Source organism: Bacillus cereus ATCC 14579, assembly GCF_000007825.1.
Classification (GTDB): domain Bacteria; phylum Bacillota; class Bacilli; order Bacillales; family Bacillaceae_G; genus Bacillus_A; species Bacillus_A cereus.
The window spans coordinates 2,890,675-2,916,247 of the sequence record NC_004722.1 but is presented as its reverse complement, the minus strand read 5'-3'; the positions used below and the strand labels follow the sequence as shown (position 1 = coordinate 2,916,247).

Sequence of the window (25,573 nt, the reverse complement as noted above, 5' to 3'; positions counted from 1 at the left end):
AGTGTAGGTGTTTTCTATGTCTAAGCCGTAAAAGAGAAACACCGCCTAGGCCCCACCTAGGTGTATACCTTTTTTGTCTCAATTATATAACCATCTCATACTCTATTATAATAATTAATAGACTAAAATATCTAGTGTTATCTGATAATTTTAAACTATTTAACGTTTTATTCGCTAAAAATCTTATTTAACAAGCTCTTTTAAGGTGATAAATAGAAAAAAATTACAGTTTGAAATTATCTCGAAAAAGCTTACGTATCCTTAAGTGACTAAATCGAGTACCTTTTTATAGGATTATTCTTTCTATAATGGTAAGATTATTCTGAAAAATAAAAAGGAGGGACTCTAATGTGTACAAAAGAACAAATTTCAAACTTATTTCGAAACTTTTCAATAAAGGAATGTAAAGGGTCAAGTGATTTATATGAATATTTATCAATGAAAATTGCTGAAGATGAGGAAGTACTTACACTATCGTCCTATGCTCAGGTAGGTCAACCAGTCCCAAACTTACTATTAGGTGCAGTACATTATTTATTGTTAGCAGGGAAAGAACATCATTTAAAAACGTATTATAGTAGTTTAGTTGAAAATGCTGATACAAATTTAGATAAAGCTTTTAATCATTTTAAAGATTTCTGTAAAGAGTACCGAGAAGAAATCATTACTTTGTTACAAACGAAACTCGTTCAAACAAATGAAGTAAGACGGTGCGCATACTTATACCCAAGTTTCTGCTACATATTTAACAAAGTGAAGAAGCCGTTAGCGTTAATTGAAATTGGGACAAGTTCTGGGTTGCAACTGTTCTGGGACCAATATAGTTATTCGTACGGGACGGATGAAATGTACGGAAATATAAATTCAAATGTGCATGTAACTTCTGAAATAAGAGGGACGAATGTGCCGCATTTTCTAAAAGAAAGCCCATCTGTCGTAGAAAGAATTGGACTGGACTTACATGTGAATGATTTACATAATAAGGAAGATTATTTATGGTTACGTGCTTTAATTTGGCCAGAACATAAAGAAAGGCTTGAGATGTTTGATCAAGCTGCATCTTTAGTGAAAAATGAATCTGTCCAATTAATAGAAGGAGACGGTGTAGAGCTATTATCATCTATTATTGAACAAATAAGTGAAGAAGCTGTTATTTGTATTTTCCATACACATGTTGCAAATCAGATACCAGAACAAGTAAAACATAAGTTAGAAAAACAAATACAAGAAATTGGCGCAAAACGTGATGTATTCCACCTGTATAACAACATGTGGGATCGTGACCTTCATATTGATTATTATATTAACGGAAACGAATATCGTGAAACGGTTGGAGAAACAGAAGGGCACGGGAGATGGTTTAGCTGGAAGATTGGAAATGAGACGCTTATTTAGATTAATAGGGGCGCCCTCACTTGTAAAAGATGGGTCCATAGGCTCAAGCATTGACTAAATGGTTAAGGAATAAATGTATTAGTAACATACAAAAAATGCTTCGGAGAAATCCTAAGCATTTTTTGAATTACATTTAAACCCCATAATGGATCATGTACTTCTGTTCTGCTGCAGCTTGTACAATTTTTGAAGCTAACTCATTCAGCTCATCAGATTTTCTGAAGAACTTTGAGGATGTAACTGTTTCATAGAAAATTGCTAATGATTCAGGCGGGATAATTGTAATACCACAATAAGCTAAACCGTATTTCTGATTTTTGACTGTATGGAAGTAGGTTTTCATAATTGATAAATTTTGATTTAAACTACTGATAATATCATCATCAACAGATATACAATGATATTTCTCTGGTGTATAATCTTCGTAATTTTTTTGAGAAGTAAAATCGTCAATTATTCCAAAATCATGGACACATGCCATCATTATCATCCTTTCAACTTTAATAAAGTGAGTTCTATTAAAGTAAAATCGTCATTTTGTTTACGTGTAATAGAAATGATTATGTAGTTCATTAGTATAGTACTTCATAAAATATCTTCGTTTCTTCTTCGTGAAGACAGTTTACTTATCGGTAAACTCATCGGGAGCCCAAGTGGCGATTTCATTCCCAGGTGCAGCGACTACAAGCCATTGCTCACATAGGACACCAGCTTGCCAACATTCATAATAATCATGAAAACCATTTAAAAAAATAATTTGTCCACTCTCTAATGTAATAATTAAATGAGGGCTTTCTAAGCCAAGTTGTATATCGGTAACTTTTTGTCTTCTTATCTTACATATTCTTCTTTCTCAGAATAAACTTCAAATTCATCTTCATTTAATGGGTAGCTTTTTTGAGGTTTATTAAATAAACACCATTTGGATTCGATATTGATATATAATTGTCCGTCATAATCAACTGAGTCGTGAAAGTTTGTGAAATGAATCTTTATAGCGCCTGGAGAAATACCAAATTGTAATCCATCAACTTGTGATCCGATGAATAGATTTTTTAACACTTTTTTAGCGTGAATTTTATCCTCTGTATTCATTATTGAATTCCTCCTTTTCATAAAAATATACCTTATATTTTTATTGTAATAAATAAATTTTCATGTAAAATGAACCTTTTGTGAAAAACGAGCGAATATAGTGTGAAAGATCACGAGAGGGGAATGAAACTTTGGATGAAGTACAATTAAAAGAATGGCTATATAAACGAAAGTATGTTATCCAAAAAAGAGCTTGAGAAAGTTTTACTTTCGGTGATTGAATAGTTATTCGGTATAAGTAATTGATAATTATATTATGTAAACTTACTTTTACAAAACATCCATTTTTTAAAATGGATGTTTTGCATTTAGATAGATTAGGTGGAGTATATAGTTTAAAAAAGCGGAATACTTTGCGGAAAGTTAAAGACATTTTTCGCAAAGTATTCCGCTTTTACTTCCATTAATCGGTCAAAGTTGCAACTGAAGTATGCATCTGGCCAATTTTTAATGGATAGGTCAGGAGTATTAACATAGACACCTTTTGTAAATGGAAGCATTGCTAAGCGGAAGTCTTCAACTCATCGAATACTTCCACCAGCACCTTCTGGCTGTTCCCAAGTAGCGAATATTGGCATGTTTGATAGTGCTTTTCGGTAAAAGTAAGCAGTTGCCTCATTTGGCACCTCAACAACAGCACCGCCTAATCTGTGGAAAAATACGGAGGTGGTGGAAAAGGGTAAGTTAAATCGTAATTTCTATTTGATTGCCTTCTGGATCGCCTATTACACTTTCATAATAGCCATCTCCAGTAAAACGTGGTCCATTTAATAAAGGATAACCAGCATCTTTTATCACCTTTGTTAGTTCATTCACACGTTCTTCACTACCGACAGAAAAAGCCATATGAGTATAGCCGGTTATGTTTAAATTAGGCTTATTTTCAATCCCTTTTTTACGCATAAGTTCAAGTCTTGCTCCAGATTCGAACGTAATAAAATAAGATTCAAATTGTTTCGTTTTATTATGATATAAAGAGTTTGCTTTACCATTAAAGTATTTCATATAAAAATCACGCATACATTCTAAGTCATTTACCCAAATTGCAATATGTTCAATTTTCATAGGTTTCACCAATCCTATCTGTATCAATTAGGCTTCCACTGTATTAAATTTGCATTTGCATTGCAACAATTTTGCTTCGCTATTAAAGCTAGTTGTTAATTTTTGATTATGTACGTACATACAATATGTAATTAAGTGAATGACCATCATAGTAATTACAGAAAAGGGTGAATGAAGCATATGAATCAATTTGAGCAAATGATGTACGTTGGTGTCATCATGTCTATTGTACTATCCGTAATGATTTTAGGGTCCTTATATTATAATCCTCGACTTTCGTTAACTGATTATCCGAAAGATATTCAAAAAGTAGTTTTTCCAAAATCGATTCATGAAAAAAAGCAAACCATTTATTTTAATATTGTATATAATACTATTCTTTTCGGTACTCCTTTCCTTTCTACATATATACTACATAAGCATGAAAAGTTAATGTATATGGATGCCTATTTACACACTTTTGGTATTTTAATGATTTGCAATTTAGTAGATTTACTTATAATTGATTGGCTAATTTTTTGCTGGATTACTCCAAGGTTTGTTGTGATTCCTAGTACGGAAGGTATGAAAGGATATAAAGATTATAAGTTTCATTTAAGAGGGGCTATTGTCGCTACTCAAATTTTAGCAATCGTAAGTTTATTTTTGGCGGGAATTGCCACAACTATTTAGTGTGAAGAAGGGCATGGAGCTTTTATAAAAGATAAGGAGATTTATAATATATAGAATTAGAAATGAGAATTTGATAGTATTGGAGTAAGGAGTTTTAATAACAGTATATTAAACAATATTAATATACTGTTGCAAATGTTTTGATATTATGTAAAATTATACAATTTTACGGAGGCATTTGATAAAATTCAAAAAAATTTAATGGAGGCTAATATGAAAAAAGTAATTGGCGCAGCAACAGCAACTGTTTTTGGATTGGGAGCGTTTACCACAACTGCTACCGCAGAAACAATCGTAACAGCAGATGTACTTAACGTACGTGAAAAACCGACTACAGAATCAAAAGTGGTCGAAAAAGTAAAGAATGGGCAAGAATTAAAAGTCATAAATACCGAAGATGGCTGGTCAAAAATTGAGTTGAATGGTAAAGAAGTGTTTGTAAGTTCGGAGTTTACAAAAGATGTATATCATGTAACGGCGAATTTGTTAAATGTACGTACTGAAGCAAACACAGATTCAGAAATTCTTGGCAGACTAAAAAAAGATGATGTAATTGAATCAACGCATCAAGTAAAAGACGGATGGTTGCAATTTGAGTATAAAGGAAAAACTGCTTATGCAAACGTTTCTTTCCTATCAAGTACAGCACCAACTGAAAAGAAAACTGAAGAGAAAACGAAGCAAGTAGCGAAAGTACAAAAATCAGTTAAAGAAAAGAAAGAAGTAAAGACGCAGAAAGTAGCAAAAGCGAAAGAAACAACGAAAGCACAAGAAATAGTAAAGCCTAAAGAAGAGGCAAAAGTAGTAAAAGTTAAAGAAGAAGAGAAAGCGCAAGAAATAGTAAAACCTAAAGAAGAGGCAAAAATTAAAGAAGAAGTAAAAGTTAAAGAAGAAGTAAAAGTTAAAGAAGAAGAAAAAGCGCAAGAAATAGCAAAGGCTAAAGAAGAGGCAAAAATTAAAGAAGAAGTAAAAGTTAAAGAAGAAGAGAAAGCGCAAGAAATAGTAAAGGCTAAAGAAGAAGTAAAAGCTAAAGAAGAAGAGAAAGCGCAAGAAATAGTAAAGGCTAAAGAAGAAGTAAAAGTTAAAGAAGAAGTAAAAGCAAAAGAAATAGCAAAAGCTAAAGAAGAAGAAAAAGCAAGAGAAATAGCAAAAGCTAAAGAAGAAGAGAAAGCCAAAGAAATAGCAAAAGCTAAAGAAGAAGAAAAAGCAAGAGAAATAGCAAAAGCTAAAGAAGAAGAGAAAGCAAGAGAAATAGCAAAAGCTAAAGAAGAAGAGAAAGCAAGAGAAATAGCAAAAGCTAAAGAAGAAGAGAAAGCAAGAGAAATAGCAAAGGCTAAAGAAGAAGAGAGAGCGAAAGAAGCATCTAAAAACAACATACAGTCTGCTAAACGTGAATTAACGGTAGTAGCGACAGCGTATACTGCTGATCCAAGTGAAAATGGTACATATGGTGGACGCGTTTTAACTGCGATGGGGCATGATTTAACGGCAAATCCGAATATGAGAATTATCGCAGTTGACCCGAAAGTAATCCCATTAGGATCTAAAGTATGGGTAGAAGGCTATGGAGAAGCGATCGCTGGTGATACTGGAAGTGCAATTAAAGGTAATCGTATTGATGTTTTAATGGGTTCAAAAAGTAAAGCTATGAATTGGGGAAGACAAACTGTTAAAGTGAAAATTTTATAATAACAATAATTATCCAAATAGAAGTCAGTTCTCTTTATTGAGGCTGGCTTTTATTTTGTTAGTAGAAGGATAATAGGATTTTTAAAGGGCTTATTACTAAATCTGTAATTAAGTTACCAGCTTCATTACCAAAAACAACGGTAAAGCTTATAAATATGAAAAATGAAGATATACCTACAGATGAAGATAGTTACTGGGAAGCTTTTGACTTGTTCGGTTCTAAATATGTATGTAGATTATTAGGCGTACCATTATATGATGATCTTCCAAAGGATTTGGCGTGTCCAACTTGTGCGAAAGAGATGAAATATGTTGCTACAATTACTCAAGATATTGAGGAACGTGGACTTATTTCAGTAGTTGATTTCCAGTTTGGGGAAATGAATATATACTATTATTTATGTATAGATTGTTTAATTATAAAAACTGAAATACAAAATACATAACAAGCCTAACATATTATGTTAGGCTTGTTTTTCGATCGCAACATCATTAAGAATTGCATCAAATATATCTTTTTGCGTAAAGTTATCTGTAAAAATAGTTTCTGTGGCAACCTTAATAGTATCGTGCGGATTATACCATTTTTGTAGGGAATCCTCACCAAATTCATGTCGTTTGTCTCTTGTGTTATGTCGTCTAATAGTTTCCTCTAATGATAAATCAAAGTAATATGCAAATGCATTTTCATCAAAATAACGAATTAATTCTTTTAACATCTCACCATACCTATGACTGTTCAATATACCTTCTAAAATAACAAATTCACATTTTCCTTTTCCGTACTTCGTAATTTCAAATAGTAAATCATGTGATAAATTACCCATTGTGTCGTGTACTCTAAGCATATCTCTACGTACAACATCCTGTGATACTAAAAGTGTTCCTTGTCCGAAATGTTCTTGTAGTTGTTTTGCAATCGTTGTTTTACCACTTGAGGAGTTTCCTCTAAGAATGATTAAAGTGGATGTAAGTATAGGATTAGACATAATGTATTTCCCCCCAACAGCATTAATTATATAGAAAATTTTAACAAATAAAGTGAGGAAAGTGTATAATTAATATGATGGATATTTAAGGAGGGGGTAAGATGGGAGATATATTAAAAAATGCACAACCTATATGGAAACGGACTTGGTTTCGTTATCTAGGGGCATTTTTTATTGTTCAGTTACTGTTTACCCCGCATTAAAGGGCAGTAAGACCCCCACCTCAAAATTTAGCGAAAGCGAAGAAGTTAGGTGGGGGTCTTACTGCCCGTAAAAGCCCGATTGGTGAGGGCTGATAATCAGTGGGGGATGAACAAAACCCCCACTGATTAAAGTTTCACTTTATTTTGTGTGAAATCACTGCGTGGGCGCCAAACTTTAGGCCAGGCGGAGAGTTTTTTAATAGAATATTAAATTCTCAATTTTTCACTGAATGGTTCACACTCTATACAATCCCGCAATTTAACGTATTTACAGCATTTTTTGCGATTACATTACTACCATATGCATTAGTAGGTGCAATGAAAGATGTAACAGCAAGAAAAAATATAAAGAAATAATAGAGGTATAATATGCTTTTTCAAAAAGAAGGTTTATTGATTAGATACGTAATGGAAGATGATGCATCTATCATTTCTAAATGGTTAACGGACCCAGCAGTCCTGCGGTATTACGAAGGACGAGATAATCCGCAATCTGTAGAAAAGGTGCTTGATCATTTTATACATAGTCCAAACAGTAATGAAAAAAGATGTTTAATAGAATTTGATACCATTCCGATTGGTTACATACAAATGTACCCAGTGGATTCAGAGTGGAAAGCGTTATATGGCTATAAAGAATCACAAAATGTATGGGGTATGGACCAATTTATCGGTGAACCAGCCTATTGGGGAAAGGGAATTGGAACAAAACTCGTTCAGGCAGCAATTACATATATTATGGGTGAAATGGGAGCAGAAGCAATTGCAATGGATCCGAAAGTAAATAATGAACGAGCAATAAAGTGTTATGAAAAAAGTGGATTTAAAAAAGTAAAGATTTTAAAGGAACATGAGTTGCATGAGGGGAAATTAGAAGATTGTTGGATGATGGAATATAAACAATAATAATGGCTTATACAAATAAAGGGGGATGTGTGAAATGAAAAAAGCATTAATCGTAATTGATGTGCAAGCGGGTATGTATACAGCTGGAATGCCAGTACATAATGGGGGAAAGTTTTTACAAACATTGCAAGAGCTTATTAGGGAATGTCGTTCAAATGATATTCCAGTTATTTATATCCAACATAACGGTCCTAAAGACCATCCGTTAGAAAAAGGTACGGATGGATGGCGAATCCATGCGGCCATCGCTCCGCAAGAAGGAGATAATATAGTTGAAAAGACGACTCCAGATTCATTCCATAATACAAACTTAAGCGAAGTGTTACAAGAGAAAGGAATTGAACACGTTATTCTTTCGGGAATGCAAACAGAGTATTGTGTAGATACGACAACGCGCAGAGCATGTAGTGAAGGGTATAAAGTAACGTTAGTGAGTGATGCGCATAGTACATTTAATACAGAAGTGTTACGTGCTGAAGATATTGTGAAACATCATAACGCAGTATTGGGAGCGTTTGCGGATGTTGTTGCAGTAAAAGACTTAAAAGTGGCTGCCTCTAAATAAGAGGCAGTTTTTTATTAGAAAAAATAGCGTCAAATATTGTTAGTAATTCGGTATTTTGAAATAATCACTTATATAATTTCACGTACCATAATGAAAAAATACAAAAAAGGAGCACCACATAATTAAAAAGGGCGCTCCTGCATTAAAACGTTACTTTTTCTTATCTTTATCCAATATATTTTGTTCTTCAGCAAACTCTGTACCATATGCAAAGCGGCGATTAATACGAATGTTATCATTGTTGTGCCTTGTATGAGAGTTAGAGAAGCGATGAACGATTACTTCAGATAAAGTGAAGACGATGGCAGAAAGGATACTGCCCCATGCAATTTGCATATAGTTGTCTAATAAAATATTACCGAAAATCCATACGCTTAAATATGTTAATAAGAAATCCGACATAATGGCACCAGTATTGCCAATTCGATTTAAAATAATTTTATCAACGAACATGTAGGATACGATTGTAACAAAAAGACTGAATGAAATAATTTGAACAAACGTTGCAGGGAAAAATAAAGCAAGCCCAATGCTAAATGCGATAATGCACGATATAAACTTGATAAGCACTACTGTGAAATCATTCAAAATTTACACCTCCGATTTATACATAGTTTTTCAATAAATTCTGGAGTTCATACATTGTAACGGATTTATTTACATAAAACTTTTTCATGTTCGGAATTTAGTCTAAATATTATAAAAACAATGAAAAAATGTTATAGTAAAATGAGAGTGTATGACATTTTTAGGTAAGGGGGAATCCAAGATGTGGATTACTTCAGAAGTAGAAATTCCAGATGAGTTAATTGATCACCTTGAGCAAGGAAAGTTAGTATTATTTGTTGGAGCGGGAGTTTCTATGAAAGGGAAATCAAACTTACCGAATTTTGATGATTTAGTTGATGAAATTGCAAAAACGTTATATGTCGAAAAACGTGAAATAACAGAGCCACATGATTATTATCTTGGCAAAATTGCGAAAACAAAAGATGTACATCAAGTCGCAAGAGATCTCGTTCATATAGAGAAATCAAAACCGAATCCATTGCATTATGCAATTCCAAGGTTATTTCCTTTAGATACAGATATCCGCATTGTAACAACAAATTTTGATCAACATTTTACAACTGCAATTAAAGAAATAAATAGAGATATCAATGTTTATTACGCTCCAGCTTTACCGACTGGGAGAGCTTTTAAAGGTCTTGCTTACATACATGGTAATGTAGAACAGGAGAAAGAGGCTTTAATTTTAACAGATGGTGATTTTGGAAGGGCTTACTTAACGGAAGGGTGGGCGAGAAGGTTTTTAGTTGATCTATTCTCAAATTACACCGTTTTATTCGTTGGATATAGTCATAATGACCCAGTAATGAAATATTTAGCAACTGGTTTACCACCAAGTACAAGACGATTTGCTTTTGTCGCACAAGGAGAAAATACATACCACTGGGAACATTTAGGGATAAGACCAATTGTGTATCCGAATAAGGTGAATAATCATCAATCCCTTGTAAAAGCGGTAAAACGCTGGGCTGAATTAATGGGTGATAATTATATTACGAAAAGAATGCGTATTCGGGATATTGTAACGGTTCCCCCGTCAGTAGAACAGGAACAATTATCATACATAAAGCAATCGATTAAAAAAATTGAAACAGTACGTTACTTTGTGGAATTTGCTCATGATTATGAATGGGTCGAATGGTTAGAAGCAGAAGGTAAATTACAAAATTTGTTTATGCTTACGCCAAACTATAATGAAGTAGATGAATTACTTGCAGAATGGTTAGTGGAACAATTTCTTTTTAGTCATCAGAAAGAATTATTTCAATTAATTTATAAAAACTATTCTAAAATATCACCGTTATTATGGAGAACAATTTGTAACTACTTAAACGAAACGAAGAGTAAGATGGACCCGTTGTTGTTTGCAAGGTGGACACTCCTTTTATTAGAAACAGCTGAAAAAGATAGTAGCTCTATAGAAAAGATTTCTAAGTTACTGCAAAAATGTTCTTTTCCTGAGCATAAAGAAATTGCCTTATTGTTACTAACTTTTATTTTAGACGGAAAACTGAAGTTGAAACGTGTAAGGAAATGGGGAAATGATACGCAAGAATCAATAGAACTCGAGGAATCAAGTCGCTTACCAGTATCTACATTTTCTCATGTGGAGCAAATTTGGAACGAAAAGATGAGGCCATATATCGCTTATTATGCTGTTCCAATTATGATGATTGGATTAGAAAAATTGAGAATGTTGTCGTTAAGACAGACGGCACTGAAAAAAAGAAATAAGGAAAATGTAGAGAAAGAGTTTCATCAAAATGACCTTGCATTTTTAATACGAATTGTAAAAGAGTGTCTAACTTATTTATGCGAAAACAATGAGAAAAAAGCGGATTATTATATTACAGAAATGATAGAAGCAAATAGTGTACTTCAAAAGCGAATTGCAATTGATGCGATGAATAAAAATATTTTTGTTCGTGTAGATGACAAAATGAAATGGTTGTTACATGAAGGACTTCTTTTAGATTTCACTTATAAACACGAAGTTTTTCAACTTTTAAAAAGGCATTATGCACATTGTTTAGAAAAAACAAAAGAAGAAGTCACTCGAACTGTAATAAAGCATCTTACAGAAGAGCGGGTATTTGATGCATGTCTCGTATTAGACTTATTATTCAAGTGTGATTCGAATAGCCCATCTACGGCAAATGGGTATGAGTTAATGAAGCAAAAGCATCCTCATTTTCATTCTGAACGATACAGTGTACAAAAGAAAGAGGATACAGCAGAAAGCATTACTTGTAATGTAACGGCTGACGGATTATTGCAGCTGAAAGATGTTGAAATTATGAAGCAAGTTCAGCAATTTTCGCAAGATAGTGTTTTTGAACAACGCCATTTTTTAGAGATGTTATCAAAAGCATGTAAATTAAACACAGAGTGGAGTATTTCATTTGCATACCAATTAGTAGGAGTGCAAGAAATAAGTAATGAAGTATGGTTTGTTTGTATTAGAGAATGGCGAAATAATCGGGGATTGACGAATGAGCAAATCCAAAAAATTATTCCGCTATTGCAGAAATTTGTTAGAAATACTGCTTTTCATTGGTTAATTAGTAGTTTTCTATATGAAATTAGTAATCGACTAGAAGAGTTAGAAGAGAATAGTATACGTGTTGTAAAACGATTTGCTTTTTCAGTGTTTTCCTCAAGTTATGAAGAGTGATACAGACTTTAAGCTTGGGAAACAAGATTTTTATAATGAATCAATTCAGCATCCAGTTGGAAAAATGACGGCTGTATTATTAAAGTTGTTATCATATGATCATTTAAACGATGGTAATGTATATGAATATTTATTTTAATTTGAAGAACAGGTAAGAGTTAATTCGGAACGAACAAACTTTATGTTTGTTTGTTTAATAGCAGATATTACATTCCTATATCATATTGAAAAACAATGGTGCCGAAAATATTTGTTACCATACTTAGATTTAAAAAAACAAAATGAGATTACGGAATATGCATGGGCCGGCTTATGTTACACGCAAATAAATCTACCTTTATTTACAGAAATGAAGCGATTTATTAAGTATGCGATAGAACATTTGGAAGTATTACATCCGCATACGAGAGAAGCTTTCTTGAAATGGCTTAGCTTTGTATTTATTAAATGTGTACTATATTGGGAGCAAAAAACAGATTGGTTATACCCGTTACTCATACTAGAAAATGAAGAAAATAAAATTAAGTTTATGCAGTTTTTATGCTATTACGTCAAAACATTAAGTGTAAAAGAACAACAAAAATTTTGGACAGCTTGGCTCAGTGTATTTTTGCGAGAACGACCAAAAATGGGTGAGATAACTGCAAGAGAATATGTAATGCTTTTACGTATTATTTTATACATGGATGAAATATTAGAAAAAGGATTATGTATTATGTCTCGTGCATTTTCAAGTGTACATGGTAAATGTGCAGGTGAGGAAATGAAGCAGTTATTGATTGAAATGCTTCATAAAAAAGAAAGTATGAAAGCGCATAAAGAAATATTTGCAAATGTGTTTTTTATTTTACTACAAACATGTCACGAAGCCGTTTTATTTGAAAAAGAAGTCATAAAAATAAAAGAATTATTAGTTCAGTATGAAGTAGAGGAATATGTTTTACATTTACTAGAAAATGAAATAATTCGCATAGGAATTGTAATGGGTGATTTACAAAAAGAATTATAGGACGAAAGTGGAATTTTAAAAAATATATAAAAAGTTGTTGACAGTGTTTTGAAAAGCGTTCTATAATACGAATCATACTTATTCAATTTCAAAAACATTTGAATAAACAAAGTGCAATGAAGAGATCACAGTAGTGGTTAGTCTTACTGTAACAGAGAGCTGGTGGTTGGTGTGAACCAGTACAGGGATAATCATGAATTACAGTCTTGGAGCATCTTTTTCGTAATAAAGATAGTTTGTCTTTATGAGGAAAAAGCGGTCAATTGATCGTTAACAGTGAAGAGAGGTAGACGGAAAGTTAGTCTACAACTAGGGTGGTACCGCGATAAATATCGTCCCTACTGATTTATTCAGTAGGGACTTTTTGTATTTTAGTGGTCCAACTTGAAAATTAAATAGTCATGCATTGAAAGGAAAAGCACTAGTTGTTGTTTCCCTGTAACAGAGAGCTGGTGGTTGGTGCGAACCAGTACATAAACAAGAGCGAATTACAGTCCTAGAGCATCTTTTTCGTAGTAAAGATAGTATTGTCTTTATGAAGGGAAAGACGGTCAGATGATCGTTAACAATGAAGAGAGGTAGACGAAAGAAGTCTACAACTAGGGTGGTACCGCGATAAATATCGTCCCTACTGATTGGATCAGTAGGGCTTTTTTGTACAAAAAAGTGGATTTTTAACTAGTAGTTTATGTCTGTGTACGAATTATTAGTTTAAAATAAGAAGAGGTATCGATTCCACTATAAATTTGTATAATTAGTCAGTTCAGAAAATAGAGAATTTTTATTCTCTTACTATACTTTTAAAACATTAGAGGAGGATTTCCAAATGGCAAATCATGAATTAGATCAATTACGTAAACAGGTAGATGAAATTAATTTACAACTATTACACCTTTTAAACAAACGTGGTGAAATTGTTCAAAAAATTGGAGAGCAAAAGCAAGTACAAGGCACGAAACGCTTTGATCCAGTACGTGAGCGTGAAGTACTTGATATGATCGCAGAGCATAACGAAGGACCATTCGAAACATCAACAGTTCAACATATTTTCAAAACGATTTTCAAAGCAAGCTTAGAGTTACAAGAAGATGATAACCGTAAAGCGTTACTAGTATCACGTAAAAAGAAACAAGAAAATACAATCGTTGATGTAAAAGGTGAATTGATTGGAAACGGAACACAAACGTTCATCATGGGACCTTGTGCAGTAGAAAGTTTAGAACAAGTTCGTCAAGTAGGGCAAGCGATGAAAGACCAAGGCTTAAAATTAATGCGCGGTGGTGCATTCAAACCGAGAACTTCTCCATATGATTTCCAAGGTTTAGGAGTAGAAGGACTTCAAATTTTACGTCAAGTAGCAGACGAGTTTGACTTAGCAATTATTAGTGAAATTTTAAATCCGAACGATGTTGAAATGGCATTAGACTACGTTGATGTAATTCAAGTTGGCGCACGTAACATGCAAAACTTCGATTTATTACGAGCTGTAGGTAAAGTTAACAAACCAGTATTATTAAAACGTGGATTAGCAGCAACAATTGATGAGTTCATTAACGCAGCGGAATACATTATTGCGCAAGGTAACGATCAAATTATTCTTTGTGAGCGCGGTATCCGCACATACGAAAGAGCAACACGTAACACATTAGACATTTCTGCAGTACCAATTTTAAAGAAAGAAACACATTTACCAGTTATCGTTGATGTAACACATTCAACTGGACGCAGAGATTTATTATTACCAACAGCGAAAGCGGCACTTGCAATTGGCGCAGATGCAGTAATGGCTGAAGTTCATCCAGATCCAGCAGTTGCATTATCAGATTCTGCACAACAAATGGACATTCCAGAATTCCATAGATTCATGGATGAGTTAAAAGGTTTCAAAAATAAATTATCTTAATTCCATATCATATATGCGTTGAAGAGGAAACAGTAGTGCTTATCTCACTGTTAAAGAGAGCTGATGGTCGGTGTGAATCAGTACAAAGGTAAGCATGAATTACAGCCTTGGAGCATCTTTCCCGACAACTTTTGGAGGGGAAGACGGTCAAACGATCGTTAAAGAAGAAGAGAGGTAGACGAAAGAAATCTACAACTAGGGTGGTACCGCGATAAACATCGTCCCTACTGAGCGCTCAGTAGGGACTTTTTTGTACAAAAAAATAGTAAAGGGGCAAGAGAAATGAGATACATTACAGCTGGAGAATCACATGGACCGCAGTTAACAGTTATTTTAGAAGGTGTACCAGCAGGTTTGACACTTACGGCGGAACATATTAATAAAGAATTATTAAGAAGACAAAAAGGTCATGGACGCGGAAGACGTATGCAAATTGAAACAGATACAGTTGAAATTGTAAGTGGTGTTCGTCACGGGATGACACTTGGATCACCGATTACGTTAATTGTAAAAAATGATGATTTCAAACATTGGACGAAAGTAATGGGTGCAGAGCCAATTTCGGAAAAAGAAAGTAAAGACATGAAACGTACAATTACAAAACCACGTCCCGGACATGCAGATTTAAATGGAGCAATTAAATATGGTCATCGTGATATAAGAAACGTATTAGAGCGGTCATCTGCAAGAGAAACGACAGTTCGTGTAGCTGCTGGTGCAGTTGCAAAACAAATTTTAAGCGAATTAGGCGTGGAAATTGCAGGACATGTTCTTGAAATTGGTGGAGTAAAAGCAAAACATATTTCAAACTTATCAATTGAAGAAATTCAAACAATTACTGAAAACTCACCAGTTCGATGTTTAGATAAAGAAGTAGAGCAAGAAATGATGAATGCGATTGACAACGCAAAAAGTAGTGGAGATTCAATCGGTGGTATTGTGGAAGTCATTGCAGAAGGTATGCCGATTGGCGTCGGTAGTTACGTCCATTACGATCGTAAATTAGATGCAAAACTTGCTGGTGCAATTATGAGTATAAATGCATTTAAAGGTGCTGAAATCGGCGTAGGTTTTGAAGCGGCACGACAACCAGGAAGCAAAGTGCATGATGAAATTCTGTGGGATGAAGAAAAAGGATACACGAGAAGAACGAATAATGCCGGCGGTTTAGAAGGCGGTATGACAACAGGTATGCCAATTATCGTAAGAGGCGTGATGAAGCCAATTCCTACTTTATACAAACCGTTAGCAAGCGTTGATATTGATACGAAAGAAGCATTCCAAGCGAGTATTGAAAGATCTGATAGTTGCGCAGTACCAGCGGCGGGTGTAGTAGCTGAATCTGTTGTGGCATGGGAACTTGCAGATGCACTAGTCGAACAATTCGGAAAAGATCGTATGGAATTATTAAAACAAAACATTATGCAACACAATAACTACGCAAAAGAATTTTAATAAAAAGGTGGGTTTAACGTGCAAGTAAAAGATCAACTATCATCATTACAACCATATAAACCAGGTAAATCACCAGAACAAATGAAAGAAGTGTACGGAGATCATTCGTTTGTGAAATTAGCATCGAATGAAAATCCATTCGGCTGTTCGCCACGTGTTTTAGATGAGTTGCAAAAATCGTGGTTGGAACATGCTTTATATCCTGACGGAGGTGCTACAACGCTCCGTCAAATAATCGCAGATAAGTTACATGTGAAAATGGAACAAGTACTTTGTGGTAGTGGTTTAGATGAAATCATTCAAATAATAAGCCGCGCCGTATTACGAGCGGGAGATAACATTGTAACAGCAGGTGCAACATTCCCACAGTATCGTCATCATGCCATTATAGAAGGTTGCGAAGTGAAGGAAGTTGCGTTAAATAACGGTGTATACGACTTAGAAGAAATTTCTTCAGTAGTAGATAACGATACAAAAATTGTATGGATTTGTAACCCGAACAATCCAACAGGCACATATGTGAATGACCGAAAATTGACTCAATTCATTGAAGGTATTAGTGAAAATACGTTAATTGTCATTGATGAAGCGTACTATGAATACGTAACAGCAAAAGATTTCCCAGAGACATTACCGCTTTTAGAAAAACATAAAAATATTCTTGTACTTAGAACATTTTCTAAAGCGTACGGATTAGCTTCTTTCCGCGTTGGATATGCGGTTGGACAGGAAGAGTTAATCGAAAAATTAAATGTCGTTCGTTTGCCATTTAACGTATCTTCATTAGCGCAAAAAGCAGCGACGATTGCTTTTGGTGATGACGAGTTTATTGAAGAAATAGTTCGTGTGAATACAGAAGGATTACAACAATACGAGAGCTTTTGTAGGGAAAATGATATTCCATTTTATCCATCGCAAACAAATTTCATCTTCTTGCCAGTTGAGAATGCTAGAGAGATTTATGAAGCTTGTGCACATGCAGGATTTATTATTCGTCCGTTCCCGAATGGTATCCGTATTACAGTCGGAACAAGGGAGCAAAATGAAGGGGTGATTTCAGTGTTACAACAACACTTTGAAAATAAAAAAAGAAAGTCTCGAGATGAGGAAAATGCGTAAAAAGGTAGTATTAATTGGAACTGGTTTAATCGGAGGCTCTCTCGCATTAGCAATTAAGAAAGAGCACGATGTAACGATAACAGGTTATGATATATTTCAAGAACAAGTAGAGCGTGCAAAAGAATTACACGTAGTAGATGAAATAGCAGTTGATTTACAGCATGCATGTGAAGAGGCACATTTAATTGTTTTTGCTTCTCCAGTTGAAGAAACGAAGAAGCTATTACACAAACTTGCGTCATTCCGTTTACGAGAAGATGTTATAGTGACTGATGTTGGTAGTACAAAAGGCACGATTATGAATGAAGCAGAAACTTTATTTTCAAAGGAAGTATCTTTCATTGGTGGACATCCAATGGCAGGTTCTCATAAAACGGGAGTTGAAAGTGCAAAAGCGCATTTATTTGAAAATGCATTTTACATTTTAACACCGATGCATCATGTGCCAAATGAACATGTGGAAGAGTTAAAAGATTGGTTAAAAGGAACGGGATCACATTTCCTTGTTTTAAATACAGAAGAACATGATTATGTAACAGGAATCGTTAGTCATTTCCCGCACCTTATCGCAGCAGGTTTAGTGAAGCAAGTAGAGAAACATGCAGGAGATAATCCGCTCATTCATCAGCTAGCTGCTGGAGGGTTTAAAGACATTACACGTATCGCATCTAGTAGTCCGAAAATGTGGAGTGATATTGTAAAGCAAAATCGTGAGCATTTAATGGTATTATTAAAAGAGTGGATCTCTGAAATGGAAGATTTATATCAAACAGTTTCTACCGGAGATGCATGCGAGATTCAAAACTATTTTGCAGATGCGAAAGAATACCGTGATTCTTTACCAGTAAGAAAGAGAGGGGCAATTCCTGCCTATCACGACTTATACGTCGATGTATTAGATAAGGTGGGGGCATTGGCTCATATTACGAGTATTTTGGCGCGCGAGGAAATTAGTATTACGAACTTGCAAATATTAGAAGCGCGTGAAGGACTGCTTGGGGTATTACGTATTAGCTTCCAAAGGGAAGAAGATCGTATGAAAGCAAAACTAGCGCTTGGAGAAGAAGAATACCAAACTTATGAAACAATTTAAATGAGAAGGTGAAAAACGTGAAAGAAAGAACAATACAACCTGTTAATAACGGATTGAATGGCAATATTACAATCCCAGGTGATAAATCCATTTCACACCGTGCTGTTATGTTCGGTTCTATTGCAGAAGGGAAAACAACAATTAAAGGTTTCTTGCCCGGTGCAGACTGTTTAAGTACGATTTCATGTTTTAAAGAAATGGGAGTAGAAATTACGCAAAACGGTGATGAGGTTACTGTAGTTGGTAAAGGATTAGAAGGTTTACAAGAACCAAAAGCTGTATTAGATGTTGGTAATTCTGGTACAACAATCCGATTAATGTCAGGTATATTAGCTAACACACCATTTTTCTCTTGCGTACAAGGTGATGAATCTATCGCAAAAAGACCGATGAAGCGTGTGACAAACCCATTAAAACAAATGGGCGCAAACATAGACGGCCGAGAAGAAGGAACATTTACACCGTTAACAATACGTGGCGGAGATTTAAAAGCAATTGAATATATTTCTCCTGTTGCAAGTGCACAAGTAAAGTCAGCTATTTTACTTGCAGGTCTTCGTGCAGAAGGTGTAACAGCTGTTACAGAACCACATATTTCACGCGACCATACGGAAAGAATGCTCGAAGCATTTGGTGTTAAAGTAACTCGCGAAGGGAAAACAGTGAAGCTGTCAGGTGGACAAAAATTAACAGCAACAGACATTCAAGTGCCCGGTGACGTATCATCAGCAGCATTTTTCTTAGTAGCAGGTGCAATCATCCCAAATAGTAAACTAGTATTACAAAATGTAGGAATGAATCCAACCCGTACAGGTATTATTGATGTTTTAGAAAAAATGGGTGCTACGTTCACTGTAGACCTAATTAACGAAGGGGCATCAGAACCAGCTGCAAATATTACAATCGAAACATCTTCATTAAAAGGAATTGAAATTGGCGGAGATATTATCCCTAGATTAATCGATGAGATTCCTGTAATCGCATTAGCGGCAACGCAAGCAGAAGGAATTACAGTAATTAAAGATGCACACGAATTAAAAGTAAAAGAAACAAACCGTATTGATACAGTAGTTGCTGAGTTAACGAAACTAGGAGCTCGAATAGAAGCAACTGATGACGGTATGATCATTTACGGAAAATCAGCTCTAAAAGGCAATACAGTAAATAGTTATGGTGATCACCGTATCGGAATGATGCTTGCAATTGCTGGCTGCCTAGCAGAAGGAAAAACAATTATTGAAGATGCAGAAGCAGTAGGTGTATCATATCCTACATTCTTTGACGAACTTCAAAAGTTAGCTAAATAAAAAGGGTGGAAAGCAGATACGTGATGTATCTGCTTTTTTGTTAAAACGTCCTTGTAATTTCACTTACCGAACTATAATAGTGAGAATTATGATACAATTCAAAAAGGGAATGGAGGAGAATTATGTGAATGTCATACAATTAAAAGAAGATTAATTCAGAGAAGCATTACGTTTATCAGAATACGCTTTTCAATATAAAGTAGATGAGGAACGATTACAGCAGCAACTTACAAAAATGAAGGAAAGTCATGAAATATACGGCATTATGGAAGGGAAAGACTTAGCTGCAAAACTACACCTCATCCCGTTTCATATTTACATAGGTAAAGAAAAATTTAAAATGGGTGGCGTTGCAGGAGTAGCGACGTATCCAGAGTACAGAAGAAGTGGGTATGTAAAAGAGCTACTTCAACATTCACTTCAAAGAATGAAAAAAGATGGCTATACAGTCTCTATGTTACACCCATTTGCTGTTTCATTTTACCGTAAATACGGCTGGGAACTTTGTGCGAATCTACTCAAATGTCATATAAGTAAGAGCGATTTAGTGATGAAAAAACAAGTAAATGGTACTGTGAAACGTTTTAATAAAGAAAATCATCCAAAAGAAGTCGAGAAGCTCTATGAAGCATTTGCAGAACGTTTTTCATGTATGTTAGTTCGAGAGAAGAACTGGTGGTTACAAGCGGTTTATGATGATTTAACATTAGCGATTTACTATGATGAAAATAAAAAGGCAGCAGGTTACATGTTATACAAAATAGAAAACTATAAAATGACAGTAGAAGAATTTGTACCACTGCATAATGAAGCACGAAATGGTCTATGGAATTTTATTTGCCAGCATGATTCTATGATTAAAGAGCTTGAAATGAAAGTAAGTGAAAACGAACAGTTGTTATATACATTGCAAGAACCACGTGTGAAAACAGAAATAAAACCATATTTTATGGGAAGAATTGTAGATGTAGAGCAGTTCTTAAAACAGTATGAGTTAAACTGGAACAATGTACAACAAGAAGTCATTTTACATATTACAGATTCATTTGCACCGTGGAATAATGTATCGGTGAGACTTGCAAATTATGAAATAGCAATTATAGAAGAACCAATGGATAAAGGGATCAAGCTAGATATAAATGCACTATCTACAATACTGCTTGGATACAAACGCCCATTAGAACTAAATGAATTAGAATTAATTAGCGGAAGCGAAGAGGAAATACGGGCATTTGAGAATGTAGTACCAGTGCGCAAGCCGTTTATTTATGATTTCTTTTAATTTGCATATAAGATGGAGTTGTTTCGAACAAAATTTTGGGATAGCTCCATCTCATCGTATTAATTTTTGTCGGTAAGTTGATATATCCTGAAAATCGCTGATATAATTTTATTCACATACAAGAGAATAGAATCGCAACTATACGTTGTCACGCACTTGACTTTTATTCCCTGTAATTTATAATTAAAAACGGAATGAATTTTCATTCCTGAAAATAGAGGTGGAAAAAATGGCTAAAAACAAACAAGAGGATATTTTTGATGCTGCGATGCAACTTTTTGCAGAGCGTGGTTACGATGGTACGACAATTCCAATGATCGCTGAAAAGGCAAAAGTCGGTGCGGGTACTATTTATCGTTATTTTGAAAATAAAGAGGCACTTGTTAACTCATTATTTTCAAAAAGTATGTTAGAGCTTTCTGAAATAATAAAAACGGATTTTCCTGTTGAAGCAAATATTCGTGAACAGTTTAGTCATACGTACAACCGTTTATTTGAATTTGCGAGAAACAATGTAGATGCTTTTTTATTTACAAATTCTCACTGTGATAGTTATTTTCTTGATGAACAGAGTAAGAAAATATTTGATGATTTTATAGGCTTCTTTATGAATATTATTGAAGATGGAATCGCAAAAGGTTTTCTTCGTCCATTGCCTCCAGTTGCTTTAATTATTATTGTATATCAACCGCTAGAAAAATTAACGAAAGTAATTGCAACAGGGCAATTAGAATACTCGAAAGAGTTAGTAAAAGAATTAGAAGAAAGCTCTTGGAACGCTATTAGAATCATTTGATTCTATAGCTTTATAAGGACAGGAATGAATATTCATTCCTAAATAGAATTAAAAAATGAGAGTAGGAGAGGGTATTTGTGCAACTAAAGGAATGAATATTCATTCCGGAAAGACTAGTTTAATAGAGTTTACAAAATAATGTAATAGAATAATAGGAATGAATATTCATTCCGTAACTAACGTAAATTTTAATCGCGGGAGATGATACAAATGAGTAAGCTGAAAAATTGGAGAAGTTTATCTTTTCTATTATGGATAGTTATTACCATTACAATGATCGTAACGATGCCTAATATGGATAAATTAGTGAAAGAAAAAGGGCACATTACGATTCCTAATACAGAACAAAGTAGTATTGCTGACAAAATGATAAAAGAAATGGATAAAGACGGGACAGAAAAGTATGACATTATAGTTGTTTTTAATAGTGACAGTAAAACAGCTTTAACGACTGAGCAAAAAGAGGAAATAATAAAAACAATCAACGCTTTGCAAAATGAAAAAGAACAATTAGGAATTAAAGAAGTTGTTTCACATTTAGATAATAAAGAATTAGAGAAACAATTAGTTTCTAAAGATAATACGACTATTTTAACGCAAATATCGATAGATAAAAAGCATGGTGAAATATCGAAAGTTACAAATAAGCTTCATAATAAAGTGAAAACGAAAGGGGTAACAACGTACTTAACAGGAAGTGATTTAATAGCAGGAGATTTCCTTACATCTTCTCAAGAGGGAGTGAAAAAGACTGAAGTTATTTCAATCATTTTCATTCTTGTAATATTAATCATTGTATTCCGTTCACCTATTGTTCCAATTGTTTCTCTTCTTACTGTTGGGGTATCATATTTAGTTTCAATGGGGATTATTGCTCATTTAGTAGATCAATTTAATTTTCCATTTTCTAACTTTACACAAGTGTTTGTCGTTGTTGTCCTGTTTGGGGTTGGAACAGACTATAACATTTTATTATTTACGAGATTTAAAGAAGAATTAAGTAAACAAGAAAACGCATTTTTGGCTACGAAAGAAACATTTAAATCGGCAGGGAAAACCGTTTTATATAGCGGGATAGCAGTACTAATTGGTTTTGCATCTCTTGCTTTAGCGAGTTTTAAACTATATCAATCTACTTCAGCGGTAGCAATTGGTGTCGCAGTTTTATTACTAGTATTAACTACGTTAAATCCGTTTTTTATGGTTCTTTTAGGAAAAGGGATGTTTTATCCCGTTAAAACATTTAAAGGTCATGAAGACAGTCGTCTATGGGGATTCTTTGCGAAAAACTCAGTAGTGAGACCATTTGTAGCTTTAATTATTGTATTCGTGATATCAATTCCTTTCATATTAAAGTATTCTAATACACTTAATTACAACGATTTATTTGAAGTAGACAATAAATATGAGTCGAAAATGGGGATTAACGTAATAGAAGAACATTTTCCACCTGGTTTTTCTTCACCAAGTACGTTAGTCATTCAATCGAATAACAAGTTAGATGAGGCGAGTTCGCTTCAAACTTTAGATGAACTAACTGATAAGATTTTGAAAGTAAAAGGTGTTTCAGAAGTATATTCACCGACACGTCCAACTGGTGATAGGATTAAAGAACTATATATAAATAAACAAGCGGGTGAACTAAATACAGGTTTAGGAGATGCCAATGGTGGTATAAAGGAAATTAATGATGGATTAACTACTGCGAAAGATAAGATGGGTAATAAGGACTCAAATAGTCTTGCGAACGTTCAAAAGTTAATTGATGGAACAAATGAAGCGAAAAGTGGTGTATCAGCATTAGGAACAGCTTTAAATCAACTATCCAATGGCATAAATGACGGAGCACAAGGTGCGCGGCAAATTGAGAGTGGGTTAACTTCAGTAAATGAAAATATAAGTGTATTATCTCAAGCAACTTCACAACTTCATGCTGGCTATACACAGTTAGAAAAAGGTTTAAGTTCTTACGATCAATACTTCGGAAGTATTTCTCAAGCGATTGACGGTGCGAAGAAAGGTTATGAACAAATTGAAATGTTAATGACCAATTTCATTCAAACGAAACCAGAATTAGCAAATGATCCTAACATTCTGCAGACGATAGGAATTGCTAAAGAGGCTCAAAAGCAATTAGGTGGGCTTTCAAATGAATTAAATAAATTGAAAGTGCAGCATAATGCGGCGATGGGATCATTTAAAGAAGCGAATCAATCGTTATTGAAAGTGGATAATGGCTTAAAAGAAATGAACAATGGAGTTACTAAGTTACAAAAAGGAGCAGCTGATCTTAAAAATGGATTAAATGAAGGTGCATCAGGTTCAAAACAAATTGCGAACAAGTCATCTGAGTTACAAACCGGATTAACGAAAATAAACGATGGGCAAGGTCAGCTATTAACCGGACTGAAAGACTTGCAAGAACAGATGGGTCAATTACAATCCGGACTAACTAAAAGTACAGAAGGCCTTGAAAAGGTAAGTAATGGCCTAGGGGATGCTCAGAAATATTTAGGAGAACTTGAACGAATCAAAAAGCTCTGAGAAATTCTATATTCCAAAAGAAAGTTTTGGAGGGAGAAGATTTCCAAAAATCTTTGAATACGTACATGTCACATGATAGAAAGACTGTTAAAATGACAATCATTTTAGACGTAAATCCGTATTCAAAAGAAGCGATGCCAATTATTCAAGAAATCAATAACACAATAGATGGTACTTTGAAGGGGTCGGAATTAAATCATGCGAAAACAGCAATCGGAGGAACGACAGCTAGAAACGTTGATTTAAAAGAAGTAACTGGGCAAGATTTCTTACGTACAGCTACAATTATGTTAATTGGAATTGCGATTGTATTAATTGTGATTACACGTTCATTATTAAACACCATCTTTATTATTGGATCGTTACTATTAGCTTACTTTGCATCATTAGGGATAAGTGAACAAATTAGTACGCATATTTTACATGTAGATTCATTAAGCTGGAATGTTCCATTCTTTAGTTTCATAATGATTGTCGCTTTAGGAGTGGATTATAGTATTTTTGTAATGATGAGATACAATGAGTTAGAAGGGGACCCAGCGACGAAAATTGTAACTGCTTCTCGTCATATCGGAGGAGTCGTATTATCAGCGGCACTTATTTTAGGTGGTACATTTGCTGCATTAATCCCTTCAGGTGTATTAACGCTTATACAAGTAGCATCCGTAGTTGGCGTTGCGTTGTTACTATTAGCTATCATTGTGATACCAATATTGTTACCTGCTTTAATAGGTTTAACGAGTAAAATGAAGAATTATGCAAAGAAATTAAGTGAAAGAAAATAAAAGAATCCCCTTTTAAAAGTAACTGTTTCAGTTATGGGAGAGAACATATAAAATAACACACAAATTAGGGATGTAAATCACATATGATTTAGCATCCCTTTTTTAATTGTTATTGCATTGTTTAAGTACTTTTATCTAGTTAAATTGCAAAGGAAGAGAAAAAGAAAACAGTAAAAACACCAGCGCAACGATTGGGGATTACTGACAAAGTATTTGATTTAAAAGATATAATTTACTTTAGATAGTTCACTCAAATAATGGTGGACTATCTTTTTTTAAAGGTAAATGGGAATTTATGTTAAAATAATGATAGAGATTGTGAAAAAAATGTTCTTAAACTAACGGTCAGGTTACTTTAAGAAGGATTTTTCAAAGGAAATGTTGAATATCGTATTTTGAAGGAGTGATTGCAGTGGAGTAAGTAATTTTTTAAATCTTGGTTAAATACTTTGAAGGA

At 34.1% G+C, this 25,573-nt stretch carries 16 protein-coding genes, 7 pseudogenes and 3 other annotated features; of the genes and pseudogenes, 17 read left to right on the top strand and 6 right to left on the bottom strand.

What is annotated here, in order from left to right; all coding sequences use genetic code 11:
- Positions 1–348: 348 nt before the first annotated feature.
- Positions 349–1,395 (top strand): DUF2332 domain-containing protein, encoded by a 1,047-nt coding sequence (locus BC_RS14810; RefSeq protein ID WP_000337441.1) that lies wholly within the window; start codon positions 349–351, stop codon positions 1,393–1,395.
- Between the two features lie 133 nt (positions 1,396–1,528).
- Here the strand turns inward: BC_RS14810 and BC_RS14805 are convergent, their stop codons facing one another.
- The 4 genes and pseudogenes from BC_RS14805 to BC_RS14790 form a co-directional block, all read right to left on the bottom strand.
- Entirely contained in the window at positions 1,529–1,879 is a 351-nt protein-coding gene (locus tag BC_RS14805; protein ID WP_001999997.1) for a hypothetical protein, read from the bottom strand.
- A gap of 138 nt (positions 1,880–2,017) precedes the next feature.
- Positions 2,018–2,490: pseudogene (locus BC_RS14800) on the bottom strand (hypothetical protein).
- Positions 2,491–2,825: 335 nt separating this feature from the next.
- Positions 2,826–3,170, bottom strand: a pseudogene (locus BC_RS14795) (BBE domain-containing protein); the annotation flags it as partial.
- 4 nt (positions 3,171–3,174) lie between these two features.
- Entirely contained in the window at positions 3,175–3,555 is a 381-nt protein-coding gene (locus BC_RS14790; RefSeq protein ID WP_000687535.1) for a VOC family protein, read from the bottom strand.
- A 180-nt stretch (positions 3,556–3,735) separates the two neighbouring features.
- On the opposite strand from BC_RS14790, the gene BC_RS14785 reads away from it, so the two are divergent.
- The 3 genes and pseudogenes from BC_RS14785 to BC_RS14775 all read left to right on the top strand — a co-directional run.
- Positions 3,736–4,227 carry a hypothetical protein gene (locus BC_RS14785; protein WP_001071242.1) on the top strand — a complete coding sequence of 164 codons (492 nt, stop codon included), beginning with the start codon at positions 3,736–3,738 and terminating at the stop codon, positions 4,225–4,227.
- Positions 4,228–4,440: 213 nt separating this feature from the next.
- Positions 4,441–5,916 carry a cell wall-binding protein EntB gene (gene entB, locus BC_RS14780; RefSeq protein WP_000755689.1) on the top strand — a complete coding sequence of 492 codons (1,476 nt, stop codon included), beginning with the start codon at positions 4,441–4,443 and terminating at the stop codon, positions 5,914–5,916.
- A 110-nt stretch (positions 5,917–6,026) separates the two neighbouring features.
- Positions 6,027–6,362, top strand: a pseudogene (locus tag BC_RS14775) (hypothetical protein); the annotation flags it as partial.
- An 18-nt stretch (positions 6,363–6,380) separates the two neighbouring features.
- On the opposite strand, the gene BC_RS14770 reads toward BC_RS14775, so the two are convergent.
- Positions 6,381–6,905, bottom strand: coding sequence for a kinase (locus BC_RS14770; RefSeq protein WP_000070150.1), 525 nt, complete (start codon positions 6,903–6,905; stop codon positions 6,381–6,383).
- Positions 6,906–7,006: 101 nt separating this feature from the next.
- Between BC_RS14770 and BC_RS27890 the strand changes: the two genes are divergently transcribed.
- The 4 genes and pseudogenes from BC_RS27890 to BC_RS14755 all read left to right on the top strand — a co-directional run bounded on the left by BC_RS27890 (position 7,007) and on the right by BC_RS14755 (position 8,579).
- Positions 7,007–7,108, top strand: coding sequence for a YfzA family protein (locus tag BC_RS27890; RefSeq protein WP_000502345.1), 102 nt, complete (start codon positions 7,007–7,009; stop codon positions 7,106–7,108).
- Between the two features lie 138 nt (positions 7,109–7,246).
- Positions 7,247–7,465 (top strand): annotated as a pseudogene (locus tag BC_RS14765) (YfzA family protein); the annotation flags it as partial.
- 12 nt (positions 7,466–7,477) lie between these two features.
- On the top strand, positions 7,478–8,014 hold the full coding sequence (locus BC_RS14760) for a GNAT family N-acetyltransferase (RefSeq protein WP_000898772.1): 537 nt from the start codon (positions 7,478–7,480) through the stop codon (positions 8,012–8,014).
- A 34-nt stretch (positions 8,015–8,048) separates the two neighbouring features.
- The gene (locus tag BC_RS14755; RefSeq protein WP_000709539.1) at positions 8,049–8,579 is read left to right on the top strand and encodes a cysteine hydrolase family protein; all 531 of its coding nucleotides are present in this window, start codon (positions 8,049–8,051) and stop codon (positions 8,577–8,579) included.
- A 150-nt stretch (positions 8,580–8,729) separates the two neighbouring features.
- On the opposite strand, the gene BC_RS14750 is transcribed toward BC_RS14755, so the two are convergent.
- Positions 8,730–9,167 (bottom strand): YndM family protein, encoded by a 438-nt coding sequence (locus BC_RS14750; protein ID WP_000997702.1) that lies wholly within the window; start codon positions 9,165–9,167, stop codon positions 8,730–8,732.
- A gap of 181 nt (positions 9,168–9,348) precedes the next feature.
- Here BC_RS14750 and BC_RS14745 point away from each other — a divergent pair.
- From BC_RS14745 to BC_RS14705, 9 genes and pseudogenes are all read left to right on the top strand, one after another.
- A pseudogene (locus BC_RS14745) lies at positions 9,349–12,832 on the top strand (DUF4020 domain-containing protein).
- Between the two features lie 107 nt (positions 12,833–12,939).
- Positions 12,940–13,175, top strand: a binding site (T-box leader).
- A 54-nt stretch (positions 13,176–13,229) separates the two neighbouring features.
- Positions 13,230–13,465 (top strand) — a binding site (T-box leader).
- Between the two features lie 193 nt (positions 13,466–13,658).
- On the top strand, positions 13,659–14,735 hold the full coding sequence (locus BC_RS14740; protein WP_001273575.1) for a bifunctional 3-deoxy-7-phosphoheptulonate synthase/chorismate mutase: 1,077 nt from the start codon (positions 13,659–13,661) through the stop codon (positions 14,733–14,735).
- 9 nt (positions 14,736–14,744) lie between these two features.
- Positions 14,745–14,964 (top strand) — a binding site (T-box leader).
- A gap of 53 nt (positions 14,965–15,017) precedes the next feature.
- Entirely contained in the window at positions 15,018–16,190 is a 1,173-nt protein-coding gene (aroC, locus tag BC_RS14735) for a chorismate synthase (protein WP_001269425.1), read from the top strand.
- An 18-nt stretch (positions 16,191–16,208) separates the two neighbouring features.
- Positions 16,209–17,309 (top strand): histidinol-phosphate transaminase, encoded by a 1,101-nt coding sequence (gene hisC, locus BC_RS14730; RefSeq protein WP_001197251.1) that lies wholly within the window; start codon positions 16,209–16,211, stop codon positions 17,307–17,309.
- Positions 17,302–18,402: a prephenate dehydrogenase gene (gene tyrA, locus BC_RS14725; protein WP_001228138.1), complete on the top strand. Its 1,101-nt coding sequence runs from the start codon at positions 17,302–17,304 to the stop codon at positions 18,400–18,402. The genes hisC and tyrA overlap by 8 nt, the downstream gene beginning before the upstream one ends.
- A gap of 17 nt (positions 18,403–18,419) precedes the next feature.
- Positions 18,420–19,709 carry a 3-phosphoshikimate 1-carboxyvinyltransferase gene (aroA, locus tag BC_RS14720; protein WP_000664630.1) on the top strand — a complete coding sequence of 430 codons (1,290 nt, stop codon included), beginning with the start codon at positions 18,420–18,422 and terminating at the stop codon, positions 19,707–19,709.
- Positions 19,710–19,833: 124 nt separating this feature from the next.
- Positions 19,834–20,991: pseudogene (locus BC_RS14715) on the top strand (GNAT family N-acetyltransferase).
- Between the two features lie 229 nt (positions 20,992–21,220).
- Positions 21,221–21,787: a TetR/AcrR family transcriptional regulator gene (locus BC_RS14710; protein WP_001107299.1), complete on the top strand. Its 567-nt coding sequence runs from the start codon at positions 21,221–21,223 to the stop codon at positions 21,785–21,787.
- Between the two features lie 210 nt (positions 21,788–21,997).
- Positions 21,998–25,116 (top strand): annotated as a pseudogene (locus tag BC_RS14705) (MMPL family transporter).
- The last annotated feature ends 457 nt before the right edge of the window (positions 25,117–25,573 follow it).

Excerpts from the sequence above, each read along its gene's own strand:
- BC_RS14810 (WP_000337441.1), top strand. The coding sequence starts at position 349 with ATGTGTACAAAAGAACAAATTTCAAACTTATTTCGAAACTTTTCAATA.
- BC_RS14805 (WP_001999997.1), bottom strand. The coding sequence starts at position 1,879 with ATGATGGCATGTGTCCATGATTTTGGAATAATTGACGATTTTACTTCT.
- BC_RS14790 (WP_000687535.1), bottom strand. The coding sequence starts at position 3,555 with ATGAAAATTGAACATATTGCAATTTGGGTAAATGACTTAGAATGTATG.
- BC_RS14785 (WP_001071242.1), top strand. The coding sequence starts at position 3,736 with ATGAATCAATTTGAGCAAATGATGTACGTTGGTGTCATCATGTCTATT.
- entB (WP_000755689.1), top strand. The coding sequence starts at position 4,441 with ATGAAAAAAGTAATTGGCGCAGCAACAGCAACTGTTTTTGGATTGGGA.
- BC_RS14770 (WP_000070150.1), bottom strand. The coding sequence starts at position 6,905 with ATGTCTAATCCTATACTTACATCCACTTTAATCATTCTTAGAGGAAAC.
- BC_RS27890 (WP_000502345.1), top strand. The coding sequence starts at position 7,007 with ATGGGAGATATATTAAAAAATGCACAACCTATATGGAAACGGACTTGG.
- BC_RS14760 (WP_000898772.1), top strand. The coding sequence starts at position 7,478 with ATGCTTTTTCAAAAAGAAGGTTTATTGATTAGATACGTAATGGAAGAT.
- BC_RS14755 (WP_000709539.1), top strand. The coding sequence starts at position 8,049 with ATGAAAAAAGCATTAATCGTAATTGATGTGCAAGCGGGTATGTATACA.
- BC_RS14740 (WP_001273575.1), top strand. The coding sequence starts at position 13,659 with ATGGCAAATCATGAATTAGATCAATTACGTAAACAGGTAGATGAAATT.
- aroC (WP_001269425.1), top strand. The coding sequence starts at position 15,018 with ATGAGATACATTACAGCTGGAGAATCACATGGACCGCAGTTAACAGTT.
- tyrA (WP_001228138.1), top strand. The coding sequence starts at position 17,302 with ATGCGTAAAAAGGTAGTATTAATTGGAACTGGTTTAATCGGAGGCTCT.
- BC_RS14710 (WP_001107299.1), top strand. The coding sequence starts at position 21,221 with ATGGCTAAAAACAAACAAGAGGATATTTTTGATGCTGCGATGCAACTT.